Source organism: Alteromonas sp. MmMcT2-2 (assembly GCF_022348305.1).
Lineage (GTDB): Bacteria > Pseudomonadota > Gammaproteobacteria > Enterobacterales > Alteromonadaceae > Alteromonas > Alteromonas macleodii.
The window spans coordinates 68069-93631 of record NZ_JAKRFA010000004.1 but is presented as its reverse complement, the minus strand read 5'-3'; the positions used below and the strand labels follow the sequence as shown (position 1 = coordinate 93631).

The 25563-nt window shown below is 45.2% G+C and carries 20 protein-coding genes; 12 read left to right on the top strand and 8 right to left on the bottom strand.

The window, feature by feature from the left end:
* Positions 1–32 precede the first annotated feature (32 nt).
* Positions 33–1937 carry a propionyl-CoA synthetase gene (locus tag MHM99_RS04335; protein WP_239218305.1) on the top strand — a complete coding sequence of 635 codons (1905 nt, stop codon included), beginning with the start codon at positions 33–35 and terminating at the stop codon, positions 1935–1937.
* Here MHM99_RS04335 and MHM99_RS04330 read toward each other — a convergent pair whose 3' ends face one another.
* Positions 1938–2621, bottom strand: coding sequence for a cytochrome b/b6 domain-containing protein (locus tag MHM99_RS04330; protein ID WP_239218303.1), 684 nt, complete (start codon positions 2619–2621; stop codon positions 1938–1940). It abuts the gene before it with no gap.
* A 404-nt stretch (positions 2622–3025) separates the two neighbouring features.
* Here MHM99_RS04330 and dapB point away from each other — a divergent pair, with 404 nt between their 5' ends.
* The 7 genes from dapB to MHM99_RS04295 all read left to right on the top strand — a co-directional run bounded on the left by dapB (position 3026) and on the right by MHM99_RS04295 (position 12257).
* Entirely contained in the window at positions 3026–3829 is an 804-nt protein-coding gene (gene dapB / locus MHM99_RS04325; RefSeq protein WP_239218301.1) for a 4-hydroxy-tetrahydrodipicolinate reductase, read from the top strand.
* A gap of 372 nt (positions 3830–4201) precedes the next feature.
* On the top strand, positions 4202–5332 hold the full coding sequence (gene carA, locus MHM99_RS04320) for a glutamine-hydrolyzing carbamoyl-phosphate synthase small subunit (RefSeq protein WP_014948979.1): 1131 nt from the start codon (positions 4202–4204) through the stop codon (positions 5330–5332).
* A gap of 13 nt (positions 5333–5345) precedes the next feature.
* Positions 5346–8567 (top strand): carbamoyl-phosphate synthase large subunit, encoded by a 3222-nt coding sequence (gene carB, locus MHM99_RS04315; protein WP_239218298.1) that lies wholly within the window; start codon positions 5346–5348, stop codon positions 8565–8567.
* 117 nt (positions 8568–8684) lie between these two features.
* Positions 8685–9161: a transcription elongation factor GreA gene (gene greA, locus MHM99_RS04310; RefSeq protein WP_014948981.1), complete on the top strand. Its 477-nt coding sequence runs from the start codon at positions 8685–8687 to the stop codon at positions 9159–9161.
* Positions 9162–9372: 211 nt separating this feature from the next.
* Positions 9373–11223, top strand: a complete 1851-nt coding sequence (locus tag MHM99_RS04305; protein WP_239218296.1) for a hypothetical protein — start codon at positions 9373–9375, stop codon at positions 11221–11223.
* 10 nt (positions 11224–11233) lie between these two features.
* Positions 11234–11773 (top strand): NUDIX hydrolase, encoded by a 540-nt coding sequence (locus MHM99_RS04300; RefSeq protein ID WP_168462757.1) that lies wholly within the window; start codon positions 11234–11236, stop codon positions 11771–11773.
* A 91-nt stretch (positions 11774–11864) separates the two neighbouring features.
* Positions 11865–12257: a DUF3224 domain-containing protein gene (locus tag MHM99_RS04295; protein ID WP_014948986.1), complete on the top strand. Its 393-nt coding sequence runs from the start codon at positions 11865–11867 to the stop codon at positions 12255–12257.
* A 101-nt stretch (positions 12258–12358) separates the two neighbouring features.
* Here the strand turns inward: MHM99_RS04295 and MHM99_RS04290 are convergent, their stop codons facing one another.
* A complete protein-coding gene (locus tag MHM99_RS04290) occupies positions 12359–12808 on the bottom strand; it encodes an Hsp20 family protein (protein WP_014976128.1) in 450 nt (149 codons plus the stop codon).
* A 389-nt stretch (positions 12809–13197) separates the two neighbouring features.
* Here MHM99_RS04290 and MHM99_RS04285 point away from each other — a divergent pair, with 389 nt between their 5' ends.
* Both MHM99_RS04285 and pta read left to right on the top strand, forming a co-directional pair.
* Positions 13198–14379 (top strand): acetate kinase, encoded by a 1182-nt coding sequence (locus MHM99_RS04285; RefSeq protein ID WP_168462756.1) that lies wholly within the window; start codon positions 13198–13200, stop codon positions 14377–14379.
* Positions 14380–14423: 44 nt separating this feature from the next.
* Positions 14424–16565: a phosphate acetyltransferase gene (pta, locus tag MHM99_RS04280; protein ID WP_168462755.1), complete on the top strand. Its 2142-nt coding sequence runs from the start codon at positions 14424–14426 to the stop codon at positions 16563–16565.
* Between the two features lie 216 nt (positions 16566–16781).
* Here the strand turns inward: pta and MHM99_RS04275 are convergent, their stop codons facing one another.
* The 6 genes from MHM99_RS04275 to miaB all read right to left on the bottom strand — a co-directional run bounded on the left by MHM99_RS04275 (position 16782) and on the right by miaB (position 23803).
* A complete protein-coding gene (locus tag MHM99_RS04275) occupies positions 16782–18080 on the bottom strand; it encodes an amidohydrolase family protein (RefSeq protein ID WP_039230292.1) in 1299 nt (432 codons plus the stop codon).
* A 118-nt stretch (positions 18081–18198) separates the two neighbouring features.
* Positions 18199–19704 carry an apolipoprotein N-acyltransferase gene (lnt, locus tag MHM99_RS04270; protein WP_049586782.1) on the bottom strand — a complete coding sequence of 502 codons (1506 nt, stop codon included), beginning with the start codon at positions 19702–19704 and terminating at the stop codon, positions 18199–18201.
* A 106-nt stretch (positions 19705–19810) separates the two neighbouring features.
* Complete coding sequence (corC, locus tag MHM99_RS04265; RefSeq protein WP_014948991.1) at positions 19811–20668, bottom strand: CNNM family magnesium/cobalt transport protein CorC; 858 nt, start codon at positions 20666–20668, stop codon at positions 19811–19813.
* Between the two features lie 116 nt (positions 20669–20784).
* Entirely contained in the window at positions 20785–21261 is a 477-nt protein-coding gene (gene ybeY, locus MHM99_RS04260) for an rRNA maturation RNase YbeY (RefSeq protein WP_039225624.1), read from the bottom strand.
* The gene (locus tag MHM99_RS04255) at positions 21258–22340 is read right to left on the bottom strand and encodes a PhoH family protein (RefSeq protein ID WP_039216249.1); all 1083 of its coding nucleotides are present in this window, start codon (positions 22338–22340) and stop codon (positions 21258–21260) included. Before MHM99_RS04255 ends, ybeY begins: the two co-directional genes overlap by 4 nt.
* 29 nt (positions 22341–22369) lie before the next feature.
* Complete coding sequence (gene miaB, locus MHM99_RS04250) at positions 22370–23803, bottom strand: tRNA (N6-isopentenyl adenosine(37)-C2)-methylthiotransferase MiaB (RefSeq protein ID WP_239218294.1); 1434 nt, start codon at positions 23801–23803, stop codon at positions 22370–22372.
* Positions 23804–24108: 305 nt separating this feature from the next.
* Between miaB and MHM99_RS04245 the strand changes: the two genes are divergently transcribed.
* The gene (locus tag MHM99_RS04245; protein WP_239218292.1) at positions 24109–25308 is read left to right on the top strand and encodes an FAD-dependent monooxygenase; all 1200 of its coding nucleotides are present in this window, start codon (positions 24109–24111) and stop codon (positions 25306–25308) included.
* Complete coding sequence (locus MHM99_RS04240; protein WP_014948996.1) at positions 25308–25484, top strand: hypothetical protein; 177 nt, start codon at positions 25308–25310, stop codon at positions 25482–25484. Before MHM99_RS04245 ends, MHM99_RS04240 begins: the two co-directional genes overlap by 1 nt.
* Positions 25485–25563 lie beyond the last annotated feature (79 nt).

Sequence of the window (25563 nt, the reverse complement as noted above, 5' to 3'; positions counted from 1 at the left end):
GGGTGAAGATAAACCCTACTCAGGACATGGTTATGACTTATAAAGATGAATATATTGCCTCGACCCAGCACCCCGATGAGTTTTGGTTAGAACAAGCACAAAAGCTAGCGTGGTTTCAACCTCCTCAAAAAGGATGCCAACCTACAGATAATGGTTACTTCGACTGGTTTAGGGGAGGGCAGCTTAACACCAGCTATTTAGCGCTTGATCATCACGTAAAAAATGGTCGTGGCGATAAAACCGCGCTTATTTATGACTCACCTGTTACACAAACCACTCAGCACTTTACTTACAAAGAGCTATTAAACCGTGTTGCCGAGTTCGCAGGCGGCTTATCTCGCTTGGGTGTGACGAAAGGCGACCGCGTGATTATCTACATGCCCATGATCCCGCAAGCAGTGATCGCGATGCTTGCTTGCGCCCGTTTGGGAGCTGTGCACTCTGTGGTGTTTGGTGGCTTTGCCGCAAATGAGCTTGCAGTACGAATAGATGACGCAAAACCGGTAGTTATTGTTACTGCGTCATGTGGCATTGAAGGCAATAAAGTTCTACCGTACAAACCTCTTGTTGATGAAGCAATATCATTGGCAGAGCACAAACCACAGGCATGCGTGTTGTATCAACGCCCTCAGCTAATTGCTGAGTTAAATGAAGCAACTGACCACGATTGGCTCTCTCTGATTGAAGCTAGCGTGCCAGCTTCTCCTGTTGCCGTCGATGCAACTGACCCGCTTTATGTTCTTTATACTTCAGGTACAACCGGTAAACCCAAGGGGGTCGTTCGAGATAATGGCGGGCACGCGGTTGCTCTTCATTATTCAATGGGCGCGATTTACGGTATTAGTGAGAACGATATTTTTTGGGCTGCATCGGATGTTGGTTGGGTGGTCGGTCATTCATATATTGTCTATGGCCCGCTCATAAAAGGCGCAACGACGGTACTGTACGAAGGAAAGCCCATTGGCACTCCTGATGCCGGTGCATTTTGGCGTATGATAGAGTCTCACAAAGTGAATGTGCTTTTTGCAGCTCCAACAGCATTTAGAGCGATACGAAAAGCGGACCCTGATGCTGAGTTTTTATCTAAATACAATACGTCGAGCTTGCGTACCTTATTTATGGCGGGTGAACGTCTAGATCCGCCAACATATTTCTGGGCGAGCGAGAAGGTTGGTGTTCCCGTTATCGACCATTGGTGGCAAACCGAAACTGGCTGGCCAATTTGTTCAAACCCGATGGGGCTTGAACCATTGGCCACGAAACCCGGTTCATCAAGCGTGCCTACGCCTGGATTTAACGTAAAGGTATTGCAAGGTGCTGATGAACAGCAAGTAACCGGTGAAAAAGGCGCTATTGCTATCAAGTTACCGCTTCCCCCAGGTTGTTTGACAACGATTTGGCAAGACCATCAACGGTTTGTTGATGGCTATTTACGAGAATTTGAAGGGTATTACAGCACCGGAGATAACGGGTACGTAGATGAAGATGGCTACGTATTTATTATGGGTCGCACCGACGATGTCATAAACGTTGCCGGGCACCGGTTATCTACCGGTGAAATGGAAGAAGTGCTTGCAGGACATCCTGCCATTGCTGAATGTAGTGTAATAGGCATCCATGATGCACTGAAAGGGCAATTGCCAGTTGGCTTGGTACTGCTAAAAGACGGCGTTACCGTTGATGAACAGGCACTTGAGCAAGATTTGGTTCAACGGGTTCGAGATAAAATCGGGCCAGTGGCGTGCTTTAAGCGAGCCATCGTCGTCAATCGTTTACCCAAAACCCGGTCAGGTAAAATACTTCGAAAACTGCTGCGTCAAATTGCAGCCAATGAATCTGTTGCCGTACCCTCAACCATCGATGATCCGTCAAGCGTAAGTGAGATTGAGACGCTCATGCGAGAGAAGGGCTTGGTCAACAAGCCCACGGCTGTTTAGCTAGTAGTAATATTCATCTGCCTGTTGAGCTGGCGGGTATACTTCAATAGCCACATATACAGCTGCTGCGGCGATGAGCGCCACAACAAAAGCACGTAGAATTCGCGAGTCAGTAATACCTGCTGTTGCTGACTCCTTATTGCCATGCACCATGGCGGGAACCAATTTTTGCTTCTTATACACGCTGTAAAATATTACCGCGCCTATATGAAGTGCGATAACGTAAAGTAACACATCAAAGGCAAGGTGATGCAGAGTGTTCATTAGCGCTAGTGTTTCTTCTCCGGCTAGCTGGCGATAGGGACCGTCTAAGAAAATATCATCGGTCATGAACAATCCCGATACCGCTTGTATGGCAAGCAACACTAGCATAACGACGACAAACCATCCGCCTAAAGGGTTGTGGCCAATAGCGGGTTCGGACTGCTTATTAAATAAGGTTTTTATATAATTGAAAACCGTTCTGGGACCAGTAATAAAGCTACTGAACTTGGCGTGTTGCGTACCAACAAATCCCCAGATTATGCGGAAAACGATAAGGAATAAGGTGAAGTACCCAATGTAAAAGTGCCATTGCACTTTGTTTTCAAGCCATTCTACTGTTGCATATTGCGCTAAAAGGCTCGCTACAATAAGCCAGTGAAAAAGCCGGGTGGGAATATCCCATATAAGAGTTTTTTGCATAGTAAATTTAGTTGGGTTGTATTCTGACCTATCCACACTTACCGTTCAGCGGTGACGAATAAGTACTCGGTCATCTGTTAATTGCCATAGCGTCGCTTAACTTACTCTATAAAACAAGTAGGCCCAACGGCAGAAAACCTCTGTTTGTCTTAGTGTTGCAATTAGGACATGTTGATCTTTGCATCAAAAATGCGCAGTAAAGCTCAACATGTCCTAAGCATCGTGTACTGAATTTTTTTAACATCCGAGCCTGAAGTTTTGGCATAGAACTATGCAGATTGGTACTAGTTAAATCTTACCGATTCCTTGTTATGCCTATTTAATATGAATCTCACATTGCAATAGTGACGGCATTTGGCAAAATGCCTCACAGTTGAAGGTTTATAAAAGTGTAAAACGAAAAAATGAAAGTAGGATTATTTGGCGCCAACGGGCGTATGGGACGGGTTTTAGTTGAAGCGCTAGATTTAAGTGACGATGCACAACTTAGCGTGGCAACGGTACGCGATGATTCACCTTGGGTTGGACTAAATGTGGGCGAACTTGCGGGCATTGGCAAAAAAGACGTTGATTGTACTGCGCTATCAGATTTAAGTGGTAATGATGCAGATGTAATGATCGATTTCACCCTGCCTTCGGTTATTGAAAGTAATCTTACGTGGTGCGTTAAAAATAAAATGCCTGTTGTTATTGGAACTACTGGATTAAACGATTCACAGTTAGCGGCACTCGACGAAGCAGCAAAGCATATACCTATCGTATTTGCGGCTAATTACAGTGTGGGCGTAAATTTAATGCTTTCCCTGGTTCGACAAGCTGCAAGTGTGCTGGGTGAAACGGCTGACATCGAAATAACAGAAGCACATCACAGATTTAAACAAGACGCGCCCTCTGGTACAGCCATGGCCATTGGTGAAGCCATTGCTGACGAATTGGGCCGTGATTTAAAAACCTGCGCTGTATACGGCAGAGAAGGAAAAGAGCCTGAACGCGACCAAGGTACTATTGGCTTCGCAACAATTCGAGCCGGAGACATTGTCGGTGAACACACAGCCTTATTTGCAGATATTGGTGAGCGCCTGGAGATTACGCACAAGGCATCAAGTCGACTTACTTTTGCGAAAGGTGCAGTGCATGCAGCAAAGTGGTTGTATGGAAAAGAACCTGGTCTATACTCCATGATTGATGTACTTGATTTAAAGCTATAGGCGTTTTTGGATGTTTGCTTGCTATGGCTTAAAAGCACGCAAACTCCAAGGCGTTATCAAAGTGTTAAACTAAAGTTGCACTTTAAATGAGCAATAAGCCGTACTTTCGGTGGTTCTGCGCAAAAAAGGTGGTAAAAGCGTTATTTTAGTAAATTATTACAAATAAATTTGCCATTTTCGGTCAGTGATGTATACTCGCCGGAATTTGCCAGAATTTCGTATTCTGAGGCCGGTAAAACGGCTCAAGAGTGCGGTTTTATTAGCTGCAAAGATCGTAAAACGGGATGTATTGTTATCAATAACTCCCGTTTTTTGTGGGGTTTGTGCAGAAAACTGCACAAACACATAGTTATCCTTAATCTGGAGGTTGACTTGGCTAATTCTGCCCTTTTGGTGTTAGAGGATGGTTCTGTTTTTAAAGGTACGGCGATAGGCGCTACAGGCTCCGCCGTTGGGGAAGTTGTTTTTAATACTTCCATGACCGGCTATCAAGAAATTCTCACCGACCCATCCTACGCTGAACAACTCATCACCCTTACTTATCCACACATTGGCAACACCGGCACTAACGAAGAAGACGTCGAAGCAGATAAAATCTGGTCGAAAGGTCTAATCATCCGTGACCTACCTCTTGTTGCTAGTAACTTTCGTCAACAGCAAACTTTGTCTGAATACCTTAAAGCGAAAGGCGTTGTGGGTATTGCCGACATTGATACACGTCGCTTAACGCGTATCTTGCGAGACAAAGGTGCACAAAACGGCTGCATTATTTGCTCTGATGAATTAGACGAGTCTAGCGCACTAGCGCAAGCAAAAGCTTTCCCTGGCCTTAAAGGCATGGATTTGGCAAAAGTAGTAAGTATTACTGAGCCAAAAACATGGACAGAAGGCAGTTGGGAACTTGGCAAAGGCTACGTAACACCAAGCGAGTTCAAATATCACGTTGTTGCATTTGACTACGGTGTTAAAAATAATATTCTTCGCATGCTAGCTGACCGCGGTTGTAAAGTTACGTTAGTACCAGCGCAAACGCCTGCTGAAGACGTACTAGCCATGAATCCTGATGGTGTATTTTTGTCAAATGGCCCAGGCGACCCAGAGCCATGTGACTACGCAGTAACCGCAATTAAAACTATCGTCGAAACGGGCACGCCTGTATTTGGCATTTGTCTTGGTCACCAACTGCTTGCAATTGCAAGTGGTGCAAAGACAGTGAAGATGAAGTTTGGTCACCACGGTGCAAACCACCCGGTGAAAGACCTTAAGCGCAATGTAGTTATGATCACCAGCCAAAACCACGGTTTCGCTGTAGATGAGTCTAGCTTGCCAGATAACCTAGAAGTAACTCACATTTCGTTGTTCGACAAGTCGTTGCAGGGTATTCACCGCACCGACAAGCCTGCGTTCAGCTTCCAGGGTCACCCTGAAGCCAGTCCAGGTCCTCATGAAGCGGCGCCGCTATTCGACCACTTCATCGAACTTATTGAACAACACAAGCAGTAGGAATTAGCCAACTATGCCAAAACGTACCGACATACAAAGTATTCTTATCATTGGTGCTGGCCCTATTGTTATCGGCCAGGCTTGTGAATTCGATTATTCAGGCGCGCAAGCGTGTAAAGCCCTTCGAGAAGAAGGCTACCGTGTTATTTTGGTTAACTCTAACCCAGCAACCATTATGACCGACCCAGAAATGGCAGATGCGACTTATATCGAGCCTATTCACTGGGAAGTAGTTCGCAAGATCATTGAAAAAGAACGTCCAGATGCCATCTTACCTACAATGGGTGGACAAACTGCGCTTAACTGTGCGCTAGAGCTAGACAAGCACGGCGTACTTGAAGAGTTCGGTTGTGAGCTCATCGGTGCAACGGCAGATGCAATCGATAAAGCAGAAAACCGCGAGCGCTTTGACAAAGCAATGAAAAACATCGGCCTTGAATGTCCACGTGCGGAAATCGCGCACAGCATGGATGAAGCGCACGATGTGCTAAGCCGCATCGGCTTCCCTTGTGTCATTCGTCCGTCTTTCACCATGGGTGGAACCGGCGGCGGTATCGCGTACAACATTGATGAATTTAATGAAATTTGTCACCGTGGCTTAGACCTTTCTCCTACCAACGAGCTTCTTATCGATGAATCGTTGCTAGGTTGGAAAGAGTACGAAATGGAAGTAGTACGCGATAAAGCAGATAACTGCATTATTGTATGTACTATCGAAAACTTCGACCCTATGGGCGTGCATACCGGCGACTCAATCACAGTTGCTCCAGCACAAACCCTGACTGACAAAGAATTCCAGCTAATGCGTAATGCAGCGATGGCTGTACTGCGCGAGATTGGTGTTGAAACCGGTGGTTCAAACGTACAGTTCGGTGTAGATCCGAAAACTGGTCGTGTAGTAATCATCGAAATGAATCCTCGCGTATCGCGTTCATCAGCGCTTGCTTCGAAAGCAACAGGTTTCCCAATTGCGAAAGTAGCAGCGAAACTTGCGGTAGGTTATACGCTAGATGAATTAGCAAACGACATTACAGGTGGCCTAACGCCAGCATCTTTCGAGCCGTCTATCGACTACGTAGTGACTAAGATCCCACGCTTTAACTTTGAGAAGTTTGCCGGTGCTAACGACCGACTGACTACTCAAATGAAGTCGGTAGGTGAAGTGATGGCCATTGGCCGTAACCAGCAAGAATCACTGCAAAAAGCCCTTCGCGGTCTTGAAGTAGGTGCGACAGGCCTTAACCCAATGGTTGACCTTGAAGACCCTGAGTCACGTAATAAAGTGGTTTACGAACTTCGTCAACCTGGTGCAGAGCGCATTTGGTACATCGGTGATGCATTCCGTATGGGCATGACGGTTGAAGAGGTATTTAACCTTACCAATATCGACCGCTGGTACCTTGTACAGCTTGAAGATCTTATTCTTCTTGAAGCTAAAGTAGCAGAGCTTGGTTTACCAGGTATTGATGCTGACTTTATGCGCGCACTTAAGCGTAAAGGCTTCTCTGATGCGCGTCTTGCTGAGCTAACCAAAGTGGCAGAAAGCGATATTCGTGAAACCCGTCGTGACTTTGGTATTTCTCCTGTCTACAAGCGTGTAGATACTTGTGCAGCAGAATTCTCTACCAGTACAGCTTACATGTACTCAACGTATGACGAAGAGTGTGAAGCAGCGCCAACTGACAAAGACAAGATCATGGTTTTGGGCGGCGGTCCAAACCGAATTGGTCAAGGTATTGAGTTCGACTACTGCTGTGTTCACGCGGCGCTTTCAATGCGTGAAGACGGTTACGAGACCATTATGGTTAACTGTAACCCTGAGACAGTATCTACCGATTACGACACATCAGACCGTCTGTACTTCGAGCCAGTAACGTTGGAAGATGTACTTGAAATCGTTGCTAAAGAGCAGCCTAAAGGCGTTATCGTGCAGTATGGTGGCCAAACGCCACTTAAACTTGCCCGTGCACTAGAGGCGGCGGGTGTACCGGTTATCGGTACCTCACCAGAAGCGATTGACCGTGCCGAAGACCGTGAGCGCTTCCAGCAAATGGTGAACAAGCTTAACCTCAAGCAGCCGGCGAATGCCACGGTAACTAACGTTGAGCAAGCGCTAACTATGGCTAAAGAGATTGGCTTCCCGCTAGTGGTTCGTCCAAGCTACGTGCTAGGTGGTCGTGCGATGGAAATCGTGTATGACCTCAAAGATCTTAAGCGTTACCTTAATGAAGCGGTTAAAGTGTCCAACGACGCGCCAGTATTGCTAGACCGTTTCTTGGATGATGCTATTGAAGTTGATATCGACGCTATTTGCGACGGTAAAGACGTAGTGATTGGCGGCATCATGGAACACATTGAACAAGCGGGTGTTCACTCTGGTGACTCTGCGTGTTCATTACCTCCACACTCGCTTTCAAAAGAGATTCAAGATGTCATGCGCGAACAAGTTAAAGCCATGGCGCTTGAACTTGGCGTAGTCGGTCTGATGAACACACAGTTTGCGATTAAAGATGGTGAAGTATACCTAATCGAGGTTAACCCTCGTGCAGCACGTACCGTTCCATTCGTTTCTAAGGCAACGGGTGTACCTCTTGCTAAAGTTGCAGCACGTGTAATGGCTGGCGTGAGCCTAGCCGAGCAGGGCGTAACAGAAGAAGTGATTCCACCTTTCTACTCTGTGAAAGAAGTGGTGCTTCCATTTGCTAAGTTCCAAGGTGTTGATCCACTGCTAGGCCCAGAGATGCGCTCAACGGGTGAAGTAATGGGCGTTGGCGATACCTTCGAAGAAGCCTATGCTAAAGCTAACTTAGGTGCGGGTGCGCCACTACCTAAGCAAGGTAAAGCGCTTATTTCAGTACGTGATACCGACAAGCCTCGTATGATTGCTCTGGCAAAAGCGTTGGTTGAAGCGGGCTTCAGCATTGAAGCTACCCGCGGTACAGCTACCGAGCTTTATGATGCAGGCATCATGAGTACTGTGGTTAATAAGATGTCTGAAGGCCGCCCTAATATTGTTGATGCAATCAAAAATGGCGAATACGCGTATTTGATTAATACAACAGAAGGTCGTCAAGCCATCACCGACTCAGTGTACATTCGTCGTGAAGCCTTGCTAAACAAGGTAACCTACACCACGACAATGAACGCAGCGTTCGCAACTATCCGTGCTAAGTCTGCTGATGACCGCAATAAAGTGGCGTCAGTTCAAGAACTACACGCTAGACTCAAACACTAATGACATACGCTAGGATACGAGGTATCCTAGCAATATTACATTTGTGTGATCGAATAAAAAGTGCGCCTTCGCGGCGCACTTTTCTGTTTAAATTACTAGCTAAGTGAGACGGTATTCATGAGTCAGTATCCAATGACAGCGCGCGGCGCTCAAATGCTGCGTGACGAATTAAATGAGCTAAAAACCAAAACACGCCCACGTATTATCGAGTCTATTGCCGAAGCACGTGAACATGGTGACTTAAAAGAAAATGCTGAGTATCACGCGGCCCGTGAGCAGCAAAGCTTCTGTGAAGGCCGCATTCAAGATATTGAAGGCAAGCTATCAAATGCACAGATTATCGACGTTACCAAAATGGAAAATACGGGTAAGGTTATTTTCGGTACTACCGTAACCATTCTAAACGTCGATACCGATGAAGAAACCACCTACCGTATTGTTGGTGATGACGAAGCTGATATTAAGAACAACTTGATTTCGGTTAATTCACCTATCGCTCGTGGCCTAATAGGTAAAGAGCTTGATGACATGGTAACGATTCAAACGCCAGCCGGCGCAGTTGAAGTTGAAATCATCGAAGTAGAATATATCTAACTACGCAAGCCAGCAGAGTCTTTCTGCTGGCTATCTCCACTCCCATACTTTTTAATTATTCTCTGCTTTTCTCATACACTAGCTCATTTATTGATCTTTTTTATCAGTTACTAAGCCTTTTCGATACCGTGCAGAGAGATTCACGTAAGTAATCATTGCTCAATCATCTTACTCTAAGTATGATTTTTCCTTTTTTTCGAAAGGATGCAGCATGGCTTATGATTTTGGTTCTCAGACGCTAGGGATAAAGAACCCGTTTAAGACAGAAGGAGCGCTTAGAACACTGGGTGGTGTCTTAACGCTATTGTTAGCGGTTTACGTTGTTTTCACCGTACCTGCGATATTTGAAGCCAACAAGGTGAAAGGCTATACCTTGCTAGCGGTGGGTTTTGTTTTAGTGGTATCGGGAATACGCCATACGGCGGTTGGTATCCTCCAACTTATGCGCTTTTTTGTAGGTAGAACGGTCCCCACTTCACTGGCCTACAACTTCTCAAAATCTGAACAAGATGCTGCTCAGGCAGAGCAAAAATCTCTGCTTTACTCAAAAGAGTCACTGCACTCTATGCTTATGGGAAGACGAAATACTACCTTCGAGGAGCCAAAAGGCTGGCTCGCTCGGCTAGTTCACAGCGTTTTTCCTAAGCTTGTTTTCTTACCTTACCCGCTACGCCATCTTGCCCAAGAAATTTTAGCCATGGGGGCGACACTTATCGTGGGCTTAGTTACCTACGCCATCGTCTATTTTTTAGTAAGTAATGGCTTTGCAGGTGAAGTCGCAAAAATTGTCGTTATGCCTGTTCTTTCTTTGGTATTGCTTATCTATTTTGTTGCCAACTGGACCTCTACGGCAAAGGGCATCCATAACGAAGGAAACTCGCAACTTGCTAAAGCGGGAGGGTTGTCAATTGGTGTAATCATTGGATTAGCACTAGTCGTTCCTCTTGTTGCGGGTGTGTTTCTCGATGGTGTGGTGGGAAGTAATATCAATGAACTTAAAACCTGGTCTGAAGAACACGCTTTTTTTAGCGCTTGGCTGAACTTTGTATACCTTTTCATCAGTATCGGCGTGGTGATAGGTCTTGTATTTCCATTACTTAAAAAGCGCATGGATTTAGTGACACCACAAACTGACGTCAGCGAATTTCGAGCAAACATGCAAGAGTCTGTTCATCCCAATGAGATTTTTATCAATATAGAAAACATCGTGCTTGCCAACCGTCGTTACAAGGAAGTCCCAAACAGAATATACGCCGATTTTGTTCCTAAGCTTAAAGAGCAGGCTGAAGGGAAGGGTAGTTTTGAAGGGGAATTACTGATAGAAACTCAGCCAACCCTCAGTGAGGGGGTAGCATTACCCAAAGGGGCTAAAGTAGCGCTGAGCGCCATTGCGCAAGTTGCCGTCGTTGTTGCCGCGGTATTGTTTTACTCATCTGGCGTACAGCTCGCTGAGCTACTACATCTGGTTATCAATATCGGTGTAGATAACAGCGCACTGTTGAATAATGCTTTTTCTATGGTCAATAATTTGCTCATGCTGATATTCGCTTGGCTTACTTTCAGAGCGGCAGGAAGTATTTTAAATAACGCGTCTCACATGTTTTGGGGCGAGCTGAACTTTAACTCTTTGCTGATGTACATGAAAACCGAAGGCACGTATACCGAGTCTAGAGTTTCAACAGGTATGGCAATTCACGATTCTACACGGTCTGAAAATGTCGTAGTTAGAAGCAGTATCACACCGTGGATCATTACTAGCCGAATTAACACTTCTATATTCGCCACTAGCGGTATGAACAATCTGGAAGCCCCGCGCTTTGTAATGGGAATGAACAAAAACGACGGAGAATTGAAGGAAATCGTCGACGAAATTAAAGCATTCTTACGCGGTAGAGAGACCATCGCTTCAATCACTAATGAATCAGACTTAGCCAATGCAAGTACCATTCATCAAGTTAATCAACAAACCCGAGCGTTTAATAAAAACCCTGACGATCGCCTAACACTTAAAGAGACGGAAGAAAGTGCAGGTTTTCTTCGAAACGAAAAAGACAGTGAGTGAGGAGTGAGGCATGGCTGATATTAAAACACTAGATACAAAAGTTGTGTACGAAAACAAATGGCTTCGCGTAAGAGAAGACAAAATACAACGCAGCAGTGGAAACGAAGGCATTTACGGCGTGGTGGAAAAGCCTGACTTCGCTATTATTTTGCCGATAGAAGGCGATACGGTTTACATGGTTGAGCAATATCGCTATACCATAAAAGAGCGCCAGCTTGAGTTGCCTCAAGGTGCATGGGAAAGTAACCCTGATGTCGACCCTGTTGAATTGGCGAAAGGTGAACTTAAAGAAGAGACTGGCTTAACTGCAGATTCAATGGAATATGTGGGTTTTCAATATTTAGCATACGGTTTTTGTAATCAGGGTTATCACATTTATGTAGCTAAAGGCCTCACCCAAGGCGCACAAAAACTCGATGTTGAGGAAGAAGACTTGCGCGTTGTTTCACTCCCCTTAAATGAGTTAAAGGAGAAAATAAAACGTGGAGAAATCAAGGACGCAAGCACCTGTAACGCAGTGGGGTTAGCCATGCTTAAGGGGATTATCTAAACACCCTGTTACAATTTGCTGACTGTTTTTTTCTTTCTGAGAAGCTAGGGTTTACAGTTTATAACTAAAAACCATTTATAAAGAGATATTTATGGCGTTCAAAGGAAGCTTTTCCATTACTCAATGGGACGAAGACACACTTAGTGAAAGATCAGAGGGAATTAAGGTATCTCACGCTAGTATTAAGCAGGTGTATTCTGGTGAAATGAGTGGCGAATCTAATGTCGAGTTTTTGATGTCTTATCAATCTCAGATGTCTGCCAAATTTACCGGGTTTGAAACCTTCGTTGGTGTAGTAAACGGTATGCGCGGCACGGTTACTTTTCAGCATGCCGGTAAGTTTGAGAATGGAGTTGCAAGCAGCGAATTTATATCAATTGAAGGGTCTGCTACAGGTGAACTGACGGGAAAAAACCTTCGAGGTAACTTTAAGTCTGGTGAATCGGGTAAAGCTGATTACGCCATTGAAATCGACAACGCTTGAGTAATGGGTAAGTGGCAACGAAAAGCGATTTTTTTAAGCCCAAAAAAAACGGCGCCGAAAGGCGCCGCTAAAAGTTGGGAAACAAACCAAGAAACTAACTATTAATTTTCAATTAAACGAGAACCAATCTCTATTTGACGAGGCTTCTTGGCTTCAGGAATGACTCGCTCCATATCGATGTGTAACAGACCGTTTTCCATATCTGCAGCTAGCACTTTTACATGGTCGCCAAGTTGGAATTTACGCTCAAAGTTACGCTCTGAAATGCCCTTGTGTAAGAACTTACGCTCTTTGCTTTCTTTATCGTCCGCTTCCGTTTTCTTCGTGCCCGTAATCGTCAACGTGTTTTCTTCAACCTGAATAGAAACGTCGTCTTTACTAAAGCCGGCGATAGCCATGGTTACACGATACTTGTCATCGCCAAGTAACTCTATGTTATACGGCGGGTAGGTACTTTGCTTCTCAGCACGAGATGCTGCATCAATTAATGACGCTAGGTGATCAGAACCAATGAATGAACGGTAAAGTGGAGATAGATCGATAGTACGCATAGTCATATCCTCAAAATTAAGCAATATGTTAAAAGTTTAAATGCCCCGACTCTGCGGCGGCGGTTTTGTCGACCTGACCTTTCAGCGCCGACAAATCAGATATAGGAATGGTCCAAATACTTTTCAAGAAAGAAAATGCATATTTTTTCCAAAAAACTTGGATTTAATTTTAAGTGTATGTATTTATTGGTTTTATTTGTTTCTTTTTTTACGGCATGAAATAAATCGCATGCTTTTCAATAAATATTGAGAAAAAACCTCACATACAATAAGTGTATGCGATGTTTTTTATAAAACATTTAGCAATTGTTTAACCAATCCGGTTGTTTATAAATGCTACAATTTGGTTAAGCAAAATGTCTTACCACTTTTATTTGTAAATTTAAAAAATGAAGAAAGAAGTTATAGTTTTAAATTGCGGCAGTTCGTCCGTAAAGTTCGCGATAATTGACGCTGACACTGGAGAGGCTGGACTGTCTGGTATTGCTGAAGCACTAGGTAATAGTGATGCTAGTTTGTCTTACAAGTTAAACGGCAAGAAAGAAAAACGCGCACTACCTGAAAAAGCTGGCCATACCGAAGCGTTAAGCGCAATTTCAGAAGTTATCGCTAGTACGGGCGTTAAGCCTATCGCAATAGGGCATCGTGTTGTTCATGGTGGTGAAAAGTTTAAGCAGGCTGCACTTGTCGATGATAGCGTACTAAAAGCAATTGAAGATTATGCAAGCATGGCTCCGCTTCATAATATGGCGAACCTAAAGGGGATCGTCACGGCGCAAGAGGCTTACCCTGACCTGCCTCACGTAGTCGTATTTGATACTTCTTTCTTTCAAACCTTACCCCAAAAAGCCTTTATTTATGCTTTACCCATGTCGCTTTATCGCGAGCACGGCATAAGACGCTACGGATTCCATGGAACCAGTCACAAGTTCATACTTGATAGCATGGCAAAAATTTTTGAGAAGCCGGTTTCAGATACCAGCATTATCAGTGCCCACCTAGGCAATGGCTGCAGTGTGTCGGCTATAGAAAAAGGTGTGGCGGTAGACACAAGCCTTGGCTTTATTCCTCTTGAAGGCTTAGTTATGGGCACTCGCTGTGGCGACTTAGATCCGAGTCTACCGGGAACGCTGCAGAAGAAGCTTGGCAAAACCGTAGATGAGATAAGTGATTTACTGAACAAACAGTCTGGATTACTTGGTATCTCAGAGCTGAGTAACGACTGTCGAACCCTTGAAGATGCGGCGCTTGAAGGTCACGAAGGTGCATTATTGGCCATTGAAATTTTTTGCTATCGCTTAGCTAAATACATCGCGGGTTATATGGTAGCCGTGCCCACGTTAGACGCTATTGTATTTACAGGCGGAATAGGGGAGAACTCATCGCTTATTCGTGAGACAACTATGGGGTATTTCGCCCACTTTGGAATTAGCTTAGATGAGCAAAGAAATGCCGACGCGCGATTTGGTCAAGGTGGAAAGATTACCGCTGATACCGCATCAACGGCAGTTTATGTTGTGCCTACAAATGAAGAATGGGTGATAGCCGCAGAAGCTGCAACCTTCGCGTAAATTATATAAGCAACGCCAACGCGTTAGCAAAAGCAGGAGTAACTATGTCTCGCAGAATTATGTTGATCCCCGTAGGCACAAGTGTTGGCCTAACTACGGTCAGCATGGGCCTTGTTCGTGCTATCGAGGAACAAGGCATAAAGCTCAATTTCTTTAAGCCCGTTGCACAGCCGCGCAAAGGCGATAACGGCGAAGAGCGCTCTACAGCAATTATTGCGCACCATGCCAGTGTGTCTCCCATCACGCCTTTCGAGCTTGAATACGTAGAGCGAATGATCAGTAACGACAGTACCGATGAACTCTTAGAGGAGATCATCGAGCGGTTTGAAGAAAGCAGTGTTCAAGAGGCTGTTACTGTTATTGAAGGATTGGTGACAACTCGCCATCATCCTTATGCAGAACGCCTGAATTTAGAAATTAGTCGGGCACTTGATGCCGACATCGTTTTCGTGGCTGTGCCGGGAAATGAGTCGACCACGGATATCAATCATCGCCTCGAAATCGTTGTAGACACCTATGGCGGTCACAAAAGTCAAAAAGTAGTGGGCTGTATCTTCAATAAGGTTAACGCGCCTTTTGATGAACATGGTCGCTTACGCGCTGATATTGGCGCAATAGAAGCCCCTGAGCACGACGAAGAGCGATCCCAAGCGTTACGTGATTTGCCTATTTTCAAAAAGGGCTTGAGTCTACTTGGCACAATTGACTGGAGCGCTGATTTAGTATCTCCTCGCGCCACCGACGTAGCGAAGCATCTTAACGCTAGCTTGTTAAACGAAGGTGAGCTGGCTGAGCGGCGTTTAAGTAGTGTCACGTTTTGCGCGCGAGAAATTCACAACATGACGCACACCTTAAAGCCGGGGGCGCTACTTGTAATGTCGGGTGATCGCGGCGATGTTTTTGTGTCGTGCTGTTTAGCTGCATTAAACGGCACAAAGCTAGGCGCGCTCTTGCTTACCGGCGGCTATCAGCCGGATGAAAACATTATGGCGTTGTGTAGCCAGGCCATGGAAACGGGCTTACCGGTTATGCTGGTAAATTCCAATACGTGGCAAACAGCACAAGCACTTCACGCTTTTAATCAGGAAGTACCTGTAGATGACAGTAAACGCATTGAAAAGGTGATGGTTCACACTGCGGAAAGTTTAGACGCAAGTTGGGTAAATTCACTTACCCAAAAAGTGTCGCGCCAGAAAAAACTCTCTCCATCAGCGTTTCGTTTTTACCTAACAAACCGTGCAAGGCAGGTAAATAAACGCATTGTGCTTCCTGAAGGAAACGAGCCAAGAACCGTGGTGGCGGCCTCTATTTGTGCCAAACGGGGTCTTGCTCGTCCTGTATTGCTAGGCGATGAAACTGAGATTAGACGGGTAGCAGAACAGCAAGGTGTTGTACTGAGCGAAGGCGTTGAAATTCTCTCGCCGTCGGCCATTAAAAAAGACTATGTTGAGAGCTTAGTGGCGCTACGCGGCCATAAAGGTGTGACGGAAGTGGTTGCCCAAGAGTTGTTAGAAGATAACGTAACTCTGGGCACGATGATGCTTCAGCAAGATGACGTGGATGGATTAGTGTCAGGTGCAGTAAATACAACTGCGAACACTATTCGCCCAGCGCTCCAGTTAATAAAGACCGCTGAAAACGCGTCTTTGGTGTCGTCAGTATTCTTTATGCTGTTGCCTGACCAAGTTTTGGTTTACGGCGACTGTGCAATTAACCCAGATCCCAACGCTCAACAGCTCGCTGATATTGCTATTCAATCTGCGGAATCTGCACAAATGTTTGGCATTGAACCGCGGGTTGCGATGATTAGCTACAGCACTGGTTCGTCAGGAGCAGGAAGCGATGTAGAAAAGGTGAGAGAAGCGACCAAAATTGCGCAAAGCCTTCGCCCTGATTTACTTATTGATGGTCCACTTCAATACGATGCAGCGGCTATCGAAAGTGTGGGCAAGAGCAAGGCACCAAATAGCCCTGTTGCTGGTAAGGCAAACGTGTTTGTTTTTCCTGACCTCAATACCGGAAATACCACTTACAAAGCGGTACAGCGTAGCTTCGATCTAGTGTGTATTGGCCCAATGCTGCAAGGCATGCGAAAGCCCGTTAACGATTTAAGTCGCGGTGCATTGGTTGACGATATTGTATTTACCATAGCACTTACTGCTATTCAGGCGGCAGGTAACGTTTAACAGGGTAGACTACCTATCTGTTGTAAGGTAGTTGCTGCTAACAAAAACGGCGCTACTTCAAGTGAAGTTAGCGCCGTTTTTTATTTCTTAGTCTGATGCAGTGTGATGTATTGCTAAGCTATTAACCTTGCGTAGCGACTATCCTCTGCTATGCTCCGTGCAGCAAGCTGCAATCTATGAACTACAAGCTAAAGATTTTCCTTTAGCGGCCATTCATCACATCGCGTACTGCTTCACAATTTGTCCATCTTTCATAACAAAGCCCACTTTTTCCATAAGGCTCATATCATCTAGTGGGTTGCCGGGCACTGCGACGATATCTGCCAGCTTACCTTTTTCCAAACTTCCAAGGGTAGCTTCTTGTTTCAGTAAGCGGGCAGGGTTAATAGTAGCAGCTTGAATAGCCTGAATGGGGGTCATACCGAACTTCACCATCCGGGCAAACTGCTTAGGATTATCACCGTGAGGGTAAACCCCGGCATCGGAACCAAATACCATATTTACACCAGCTTTAACTGCCTTCTCAAAGTTTTCGCGCTGAGTTTTACCAACAATACGCTCTTTATTCAGGCTTTCTTCTAGAATACCGGCTTTCTCTCCTTCACCCAGAATATATTCAGTTACGTAAATATCCATAGAGAAGTAAGTACCGTTCTTTTTCGCTAAATCTATCGCTTCGTCATCAAGCAAACTTACGTGTTCTACTGAATCTACACCCGCTTTAATGGCTGCTTTAATGCCATTAGTGCCATGAGCATGAGTCGCTACTGTCAAACCACGCAAATGGGCCTCATCAATGAGGGCTTTCATTTCTTCGAATGTGTATTGCTGTGCACCTACTTTTGTGCCTTTAGACAAAACGCCACCTGTAGCGCAGAATTTGATCACGGTAGCGCCGTACTTAATATTTCGACGTACTTTTTTGCGTACTTCCCACGGGCCATCGGCTACACCTTCGCTATAATTGTCATACTCATAGGGCAAAAGATTGCTGTCACAATGGCCGCCAGTTACGCCTAGGCTTGGCCCAGCTACAAACATGCGCGGTCCCACTACGTCGCCCGCGTTGATGGCATCTCTTAACGCAACATCAGCAAAACCAGGTGCACCCACATTACGCACAGTGGTAAAACCTGCATCTAACGTTGCTTTAGCGTGTTTAACGCCAGTAATAGCCGCGCGGGGGAGTGATACTTCTAAACGCTTGTACCCGTGTCGAGTTGCATCACTGGTTAAGTGTACGTGCATATCCATTAACCCAGGCATTAGCGTGGCATTGCCTAAATCAATACGTGTTGCTTCGTTTGGAACTGTCAGGTCTTTAAGACGACCAGATGCAGTAATTATATTGTCCGTTACAATAACAGCCGCCTGTTTGACGACTTTCCCGTTAGCAACGTCAATCATGCGATCTGCAGTAATTACCGTTGTCTCTGCGAAAACAGCAGTAGAGCAAACAATGGCAGTGATAGAAAAGGTGAGTAGTTTTTTTGAAAAAAGAGAAACCCAGTTCACAAGTATTTCCTTAATTAGCACACATTGAACTTTGCAAAAAAACAAGTTCAACATGTCCTACATCGAGTTAGTATTATTATTGAATGACTATTGTGTCGGTACCTTTAACTTGTACAGATTATCTCTGTCTTCGTCTAAGAAGTAACGCACAAACAAACAGCAAAATAACTATAAACCAAACACCTAGCTCTTGAAGATGGTAATACGGTGTAAACCCTCTGGTTGCGACAACTGGCGCCGAAATATTACCTGACATGAATTGAGGTAGCCGAGCAGTTATTTCGCCTCTGTGGTCTATAAAAGCCGTAATGCCATTATTTGTCGCTCTAACGACAGGGCGGCCTAACTCAAGGGCGCGCATTTGCGCTATCTGCAAATGCTGAGCAGGCCCATGTGAGTGACCAAACCACGCATCATTACTCACGGTTATGATCATGTCGGTATTTTCATATACATTTGCCATCACTTGATGAGGAAACGCAATTTCAAAACAGATAGCGGGGGCTAGGTGAATGCCGTTAGCTTCAAGGTTTGCCTGTTGATAGTCACCGCGAGAGAATGATGACATAGGTAAATCGAATAGGGGAGCGAGCGGGCGAAGCCAGTCTTCAAAAGGTACGAATTCGCCTACGGGCAATAGATGATGTTTCGAAAATCGGTTATTGTGGAAATATTGATAGTCGGGATAAGCGGCATCTGGCGTACGTTTACCTAGCACAATTAGGTTGTTCCACGCTTCATCAGTTTCCCAGTTGTAATTAACAATACCCGTAATAAGTGCCGTGTTTTCTTGAAAGGCTCTTTCGTTAACTTTAGCAAGATAAGGTTGGGCTAATGGCTCAAGCTTTGGAACCGCGGCTTCAGGCCAAATGATGAGGTCGTTGTCCCACAAGCTTTCAGTTAATTTCCAGTAGGTGTCCATGGTTGGACCATCTTGCTCTGGCACCCATCGCAGACTTTGCGCGATGTTGCCTTGAGCCATGCCTACTGAGTAGGTTTTTTGGGGGGCAACCCAAGTATGTTGTTTAAGAAGGTAGCCACTGGTAAATAAGCACAGCGCCACTAGCACTGCGTTGGCGAAAGTTCGCTTATTGTGTATCAACGCAAATAGCGTAGCGCTGATAACGATAAGAGCGCTTATTCCCGTTTCTCCGATGATTGGCGCAAAGCCTGAAAGAGGGCTCTCTAGTTGACTATACCCTAAAGATAACCATGGAAAGCCGGTTAGCATCCAGCTTCGTAACCACTCAGCCGCAACCCAGAAAAGAGGTAACACCATTGGCCACAAGTGGGGAGAGAAGAACTTGGCGGTTAACTTGGTGGCAAGCGCAGGATAAAGCGATAAGTAGCCACATAGCAACGCCATAATGCCAATAGATGCCGCAATGGGAAGCCCGCCAAAGTCGGCAATACTCACATGAACCCAGCTTATACCCGCTCCAAACCATCCCGCACCGAACAGCCATCCGGCTAAAAATGGGCGATGTTTGAGCTTTATCACCTGACGTATAGCAAGTGCAAGCGCAGGAATAGTTAAAAGCCACATGTTAAAGGGAGCAAAAGCAAGGGTTAAGCTTGCACCACTTAGTAAAAGAAGAAGGTGGGGAGTAAACCGTTTCAGCATAGGAGTCATCTGATCGTGGTTAATAGAGTTGTTACGTCAACATAGGGTGAGCACGAATAAAATCATGCTGCCCTATGCTGAAACAGGCGTAGTTCGCGTTACTTCACTATTCGAGTGAAGGCACTGAAACCTTAAGTTGGATAAGTCGGCGCTTATCAGAGTTAGTCACTTTAAATTGAATGTCGCCAATGGTGATTTCGTCATTGGTTTCAGGCATATGACCAAACGCTTTCAGCACAATACCGCCAATAGTGTCGGCTTCTTCTTCGCTAAACTTGGTTTCAAAAAACTCGTTAAAATCGTCAACCGGCGTTAAGGCTTTAACGGAGTATGTTGATTTATTTAACGGGCGAATATCATCGGTACCATCTTCTTCTGTATCGTATTCGTCTTCAATTTCACCCACGATAATTTCAAGGATATCTTCAATCGTGACTAGACCAGACACACCGCCATATTCGTCTACAACAATGGCCATGTGGTAGCGTTGCTGACGGAACTCTTTAAGCAGAACGTCCACGCGTTTGCTTTCTGGAACAATAACCGCAGGGCGAAGAATATCGCGAAGGTTAAATTCTTTTTCCGCGTTAAATGCAAAAGCCAAAAGATCTTTTGCTAACAGGATACCTTCGATGTGGTCTTTATCTTCGCTGATAACGGGGAAACGGGAGTGAGCAGATTCAAGCATTACAGGTAAAAACTCTTCTACCTTTTGCTCTACATCGATGGTGGTCATTTGAGCGCGAGGGATCATGATATCCCTTACTCGCATTTCATTTACCCCAATAACCCCTTCAATCATTTCGCGGGTTTGTGGGTCTATGATTTCGTTCTGTTCAGCATCAGTAATAACCGATACTAACTCTTCTTTACTTCTCGGCTCGCCAGAAATTGAATTTTTTAGTTTATCTAACCAACTCTTGCCTGATGAGCCGTTGGTAGAGTGAGGATTATCGTCGCTCATAATGTCCGTTTAATTGTTAGTTCAACGCCAACGTTAAAATGGTTCTCGCTGGTCGTCAATGTTTTATTGTTATTAAGTGTTAAAGTACTTAACTAACAATGATTTATATTGAATTGTTAATCAATAGATTCGTAAGGATTAGCAATGCCAAGGTGCGCAAGAATATCAATTTCCTTGCTTTCCATTTCCTCAGCTTCCGCATCGTCAATATGGTCGTAACCCATTAAATGCAATAGCCCGTGAACAGTCATGTGCGCGTAGTGGTTGCTTACGTCTTTATGCTGTTCTTCGGCTTCTCGACTAATAACGGGGGCACAAATAACCAGGTCGCCTAAAAGGTTTATTTCTATACCTGGAGGCGCTTCAAACGGAAAAGATAAAACATTTGTGGGTTTATCTTTTCCTCGGTATTCATGGTTAAGGCTTTGACTTTCGGCTTCGTCAGTAAAGCGAATGGTCACTTCTTGCTCAGCTAACCCTTCGTAATTGAGCACGGCGTTAGCCCAAAGCTCAAGTTCCGAAGGTGAGGGAATGGCCGACAAAATGGCCTCGTCACCTTCAAACGCTTGCTGTACATCAATAATGGCACTCACGATGCGTTGTCGTCTTTCGTTTGCGTGGCATTATCGTCTTGAGAAGCCTGTTCACGTTGAAGTCGCAACGCTTCTTCTTTACGTGCTTTGCGAAGACGCTCTTGTTCAGCATCGTGCACTTCATAGGCTCTTACGATGCGCGCAACCACAGGGTGGCGGACCACGTCTTCAGCGTTAAAGAAGTTGAAAGAAATGTCATCCACTTCACTTAACACTTCAATAGCATGACGAAGACCTGATTTTGCACCGCGAGGTAAGTCTACCTGCGTGATGTCACCGGTGATCACCGCTTTTGAATTGAAGCCAATACGGGTTAAGAACATTTTCATTTGCTCTACCGTGGTGTTTTGACTTTCATCCAGGATAATAAAGGCATCGTTCAGCGTTCGACCGCGCATATAGGCCAGCGGTGCAACTTCAATGACGTTGCGTTCCATAAGCTTTTCTACTTTCTCGAAGCCCAACATTTCAAATAGGGCGTCGTAAAGCGGACGAAGGTACGGGTCAACTTTTTGTGAAAGGTCGCCGGGTAAGAAACCGAGCTTTTCACCCGCTTCTACCGCCGGGCGGGTAAGCAAGATACGGCGAATTTCTTGTCGCTCAAGCGCGTCCACAGCAGCAGCGACCGCTAGGTAGGTTTTACCCGTACCGGCAGGTCCAATACCAAAAGTAATATCGTGGTTTACAATGTTCGCCACATATTGCGCTTGGTTAGGGTTACGCGGCTTAATCACACCGCGCTTGGTCTTAATATTGACTTCTTTGCCATAGCCGCCTGTTGCGTCTTTTTCAATAACGCGGGCTTCTTGAATGGCAAGATGAACTTGTTCTGCTTCTAGCTCGGGAATACGGCCCTTAATAGGCTGAGTTTCTATATAAAGAAGCTTAAGTAATTCGCTGGCACTTTTTATTTGCTGCGGTTCACCCAACACCTTGAATGCGTTATTTCGGTAGGTAATTTCTACCCCTAACCTGCGCTCAATTTGTTTAATGTTGTCATCAAAGGGGCCACATAAACTCGACAAACGTTTGCTATCTGCCGGTTCTAATTCAAATTCGTTACTAACCAATGTACTCAAGCTACTTTTTTCCTCGCTATAAAATGTATTTAGGCTGGGTTAAATTGACCCACGCCAAGCTCATCGGGCAAATCTGCCTGATGCTTTGCCATGATAGATTGGGGCGAAACGGCAACACGCAAGCCCATTTCGCTCTCTCTGCGCACAACTTCACCACGTAATGAGTTAGTGAATACGTCAGTGATGTTTACATCAACGAATTCGCCAATCATGTCTGGTGTGCCTTCGAAGTTCACTACACGGTTATTTTCAGTACGTCCCGAAAGCTCCATTGGGTTTTTCTTTGACGGACCTTCAACCAATATTCGCTGCTCTGTACCAACCATGTGACGAGCAATACGAAGAGCCTGTTGCGTAATACGCTGCTGTAGTAGGTGAAGACGTTGCTTCTTAGTTTCTTCACTTACGTCATCTACTGCGTCGGCAGCAGGCGTACCCGGGCGAGCACTGTAAATAAAGCTGAAGCTAAGGTCGTAATCGACTGCCTGAATCAAATCCATGGTGGCTTCAAAGTCGGCACCTGTTTCACCTGGGAAACCAATAATGAAGTCACTCGACAAACTAATGTTCGGGCGAATTTTCTTCAGCTTACGCATTTTAGACTTGTATTCGATTGCTGTATGGCCACGCTTCATCAAGTTCAATATACGGTCAGAGCCGCTTTGAACAGGCAAGTGTAGGTGGTCTACTAACTCCGGAATAGACGCGTATGCTTCTATAATGTCATCAGTAAATTCAACCGGGTGTGAGGTGGTGTAACGAATTCTGTCGATACCGTCTATGGCCGCTACCAATTCAAGCAGCTCAGAGAAACGACAAATTGTACCGTCGTAATTTTCACCGCGATACGCGTTAACGTTTTGACCTAGAAGATTTACTTCACGCACGCCTTGACCTGCAAGCTGAGCGATTTCAAGCAACACGTCGTCAACAGGGCGGCTTACTTCTTCACCGCGGGTGTAAGGCACAACACAGAATGTGCAGTATTTTGAACAGCCTTCCATGATTGAAACGAACGCCGTTGGACCTTCAGCACGTGGTTCAGGCAAACGGTCAAATTTTTCAATTTCCGGGAAGCTAACGTCAATGACTGACTTTGCGCCGCCCTGAAGCTGATTGATCATTTCAGGCAAGCGGTGCAGTGTTTGTGGACCAAATACTAAGTCTACGAAAGGCGCGCGCTGACGAATAGTATCGCCCTCTTGAGAGGCTACACAGCCGCCCACACCGATAATAAGTTCAGGTTTATCTTGCTTAAGTGTTTTCCAACGTCCCAGCTGGTGGAACACCTTTTCCTGTGCTTTTTCACGAATTGAGCATGTGTTAAGCAAAATAACATCGGCTTCTTCAGCACTTTCTGCAGCACTGTAGCCATGCGTTGAGTCTAGTAAGTCTGCCATTTTCTCCGAGTCGTACTCGTTCATTTGGCAGCCCCAGGTTTTGATATACAGCTTTTTAGTCATAACAACTATTCGATAACCTGTTAGTGTTCCTGTAAGTGAGAGCAGTTTCACCGTTGTTTAGAAAAGGTGGCTGCCAGAATGTTATTTTACGTAAGGCGCTTAAATCACCACGTAAAAAACACTGATAATGTCAGTTACAGGAAGATGTTCAAAATAGCCGCATATTTTACCTGTTATGCAAGCATATTCCCAGTATCTTGAGACGATTCGTTAAGAATTGATCTAGGGCAAGCCAGTTCTACGTTTTACTTCACAGCGCTTTGTGTTTTAAGACATAATGCAAGTGCGTGTTTTAAGGAGAGTAAATGGTCGATTTTTGTATAAATGGCGGCGGTATGGTAGGTGCTGCACTTGCGTTGGGACTTGCTCAGCAGCAGTTTAAGGTAGCAGTGATAGAGCCGTATCTACCAGCACCTTTTAACGCTGAGAAGGGGCCCGACTTAAGGGTTTCAGCCATCAGCGAAGCATCGGTAACGCTGTTAAAAGCCCTTGGTGCTTGGGAGCACATAGCCGCCATGCGTGTTAAACCTTACACAGGCCTTAGCGTGTGGGACGACCCAGCCCATCGAACAGACTTTACCGCACAAAGTATCGACATGCCCCAGCTAGGCTTTTTTGTGGAAAACCGATTGTTGCAGCTGGGGTGCCACCACGCATTAAAGCAGTTTGACAATGTAGAGCTCATTACCGGACAAACGGTGCAAGATATTCAATTAACGAATACGGCTAAGGTCAGCCTTTCGAATGGCAGAACCATTGAAGCGAGCTGGCTTGTTGGCGCAGATGGTGCAAACTCTCAGGTAAGAAAGGCGGCGGGCATTGGCACCACAGGTTGGCAATATGCGCAGCAGGCGATGGGGATCACTATAAAGATGGAGAACGCCGTTGAACCTGTAACCTGGCAGCAGTTTACATCGAGTGGCCCTAAAGCCTTTTTACCTATGTTTGATAACTTCGCTTCGCTGGTTTGGTATGACTCGCCTGACGAACTCAGACGGATTAAAAGTTTAAAAGCGAGCCAACTTGAAAGTGAAATTCTTAAAACGTTTCCCGATGAATTGACCAGAAATGGCAATCGCTTTTCGGTTATTGATAAAGCGATTTTTCCGCTTACCCGTTCTCATGCCAATCACTATGTGAAAGGCTGTTGTGCGTTAGTTGGTGATGCAGCACACACTATTAATCCGCTTGCCGGACAGGGTGTTAATTTAGGTTTTAAAGATGTAGAAACCTTTCTTTCTGTGTGTACTGAATTCAAGCCATTCGGTAGCGACAACGCATTGTCGCTAACCGATAAAGTATTTTCTCAAAGGCTTATCAGCAATTATGAAAAGCCACGAAAGCGAGATAATTTGGTGATGATGACTACAATGGATGGGTTTTATACCTTGTTTAGCAATGACGTTGCCCCCATAAAATGGATAAGAAACCAGCTTCTTTCTGTGGCGCAGCGCATAGAGCCTGCTAAACAAGAAGTGCTCAAATATGCGATAGGGTTACGATAATGGAAGTGTTAATTTTACTGGCGGTGTTATTTGGTGCGCTAGCATTGATTATACCGCTAATAGAACGCTCTAAAATGCGAATCAGTAATGAGGATGCTGCGAAATGGGCTAAGTGGATTTGGCCCTTAATGGGGATTTTGCTTATCGCCCAGTTGTTGCGGTTACTGTTCTCTTAGCTGCTGCTTAGGTTTAAAAAGTCACAAAATCTAGCCACTTGCCGAACTCAAATCAATTCACTTTTTCAAAGGTTCAAAG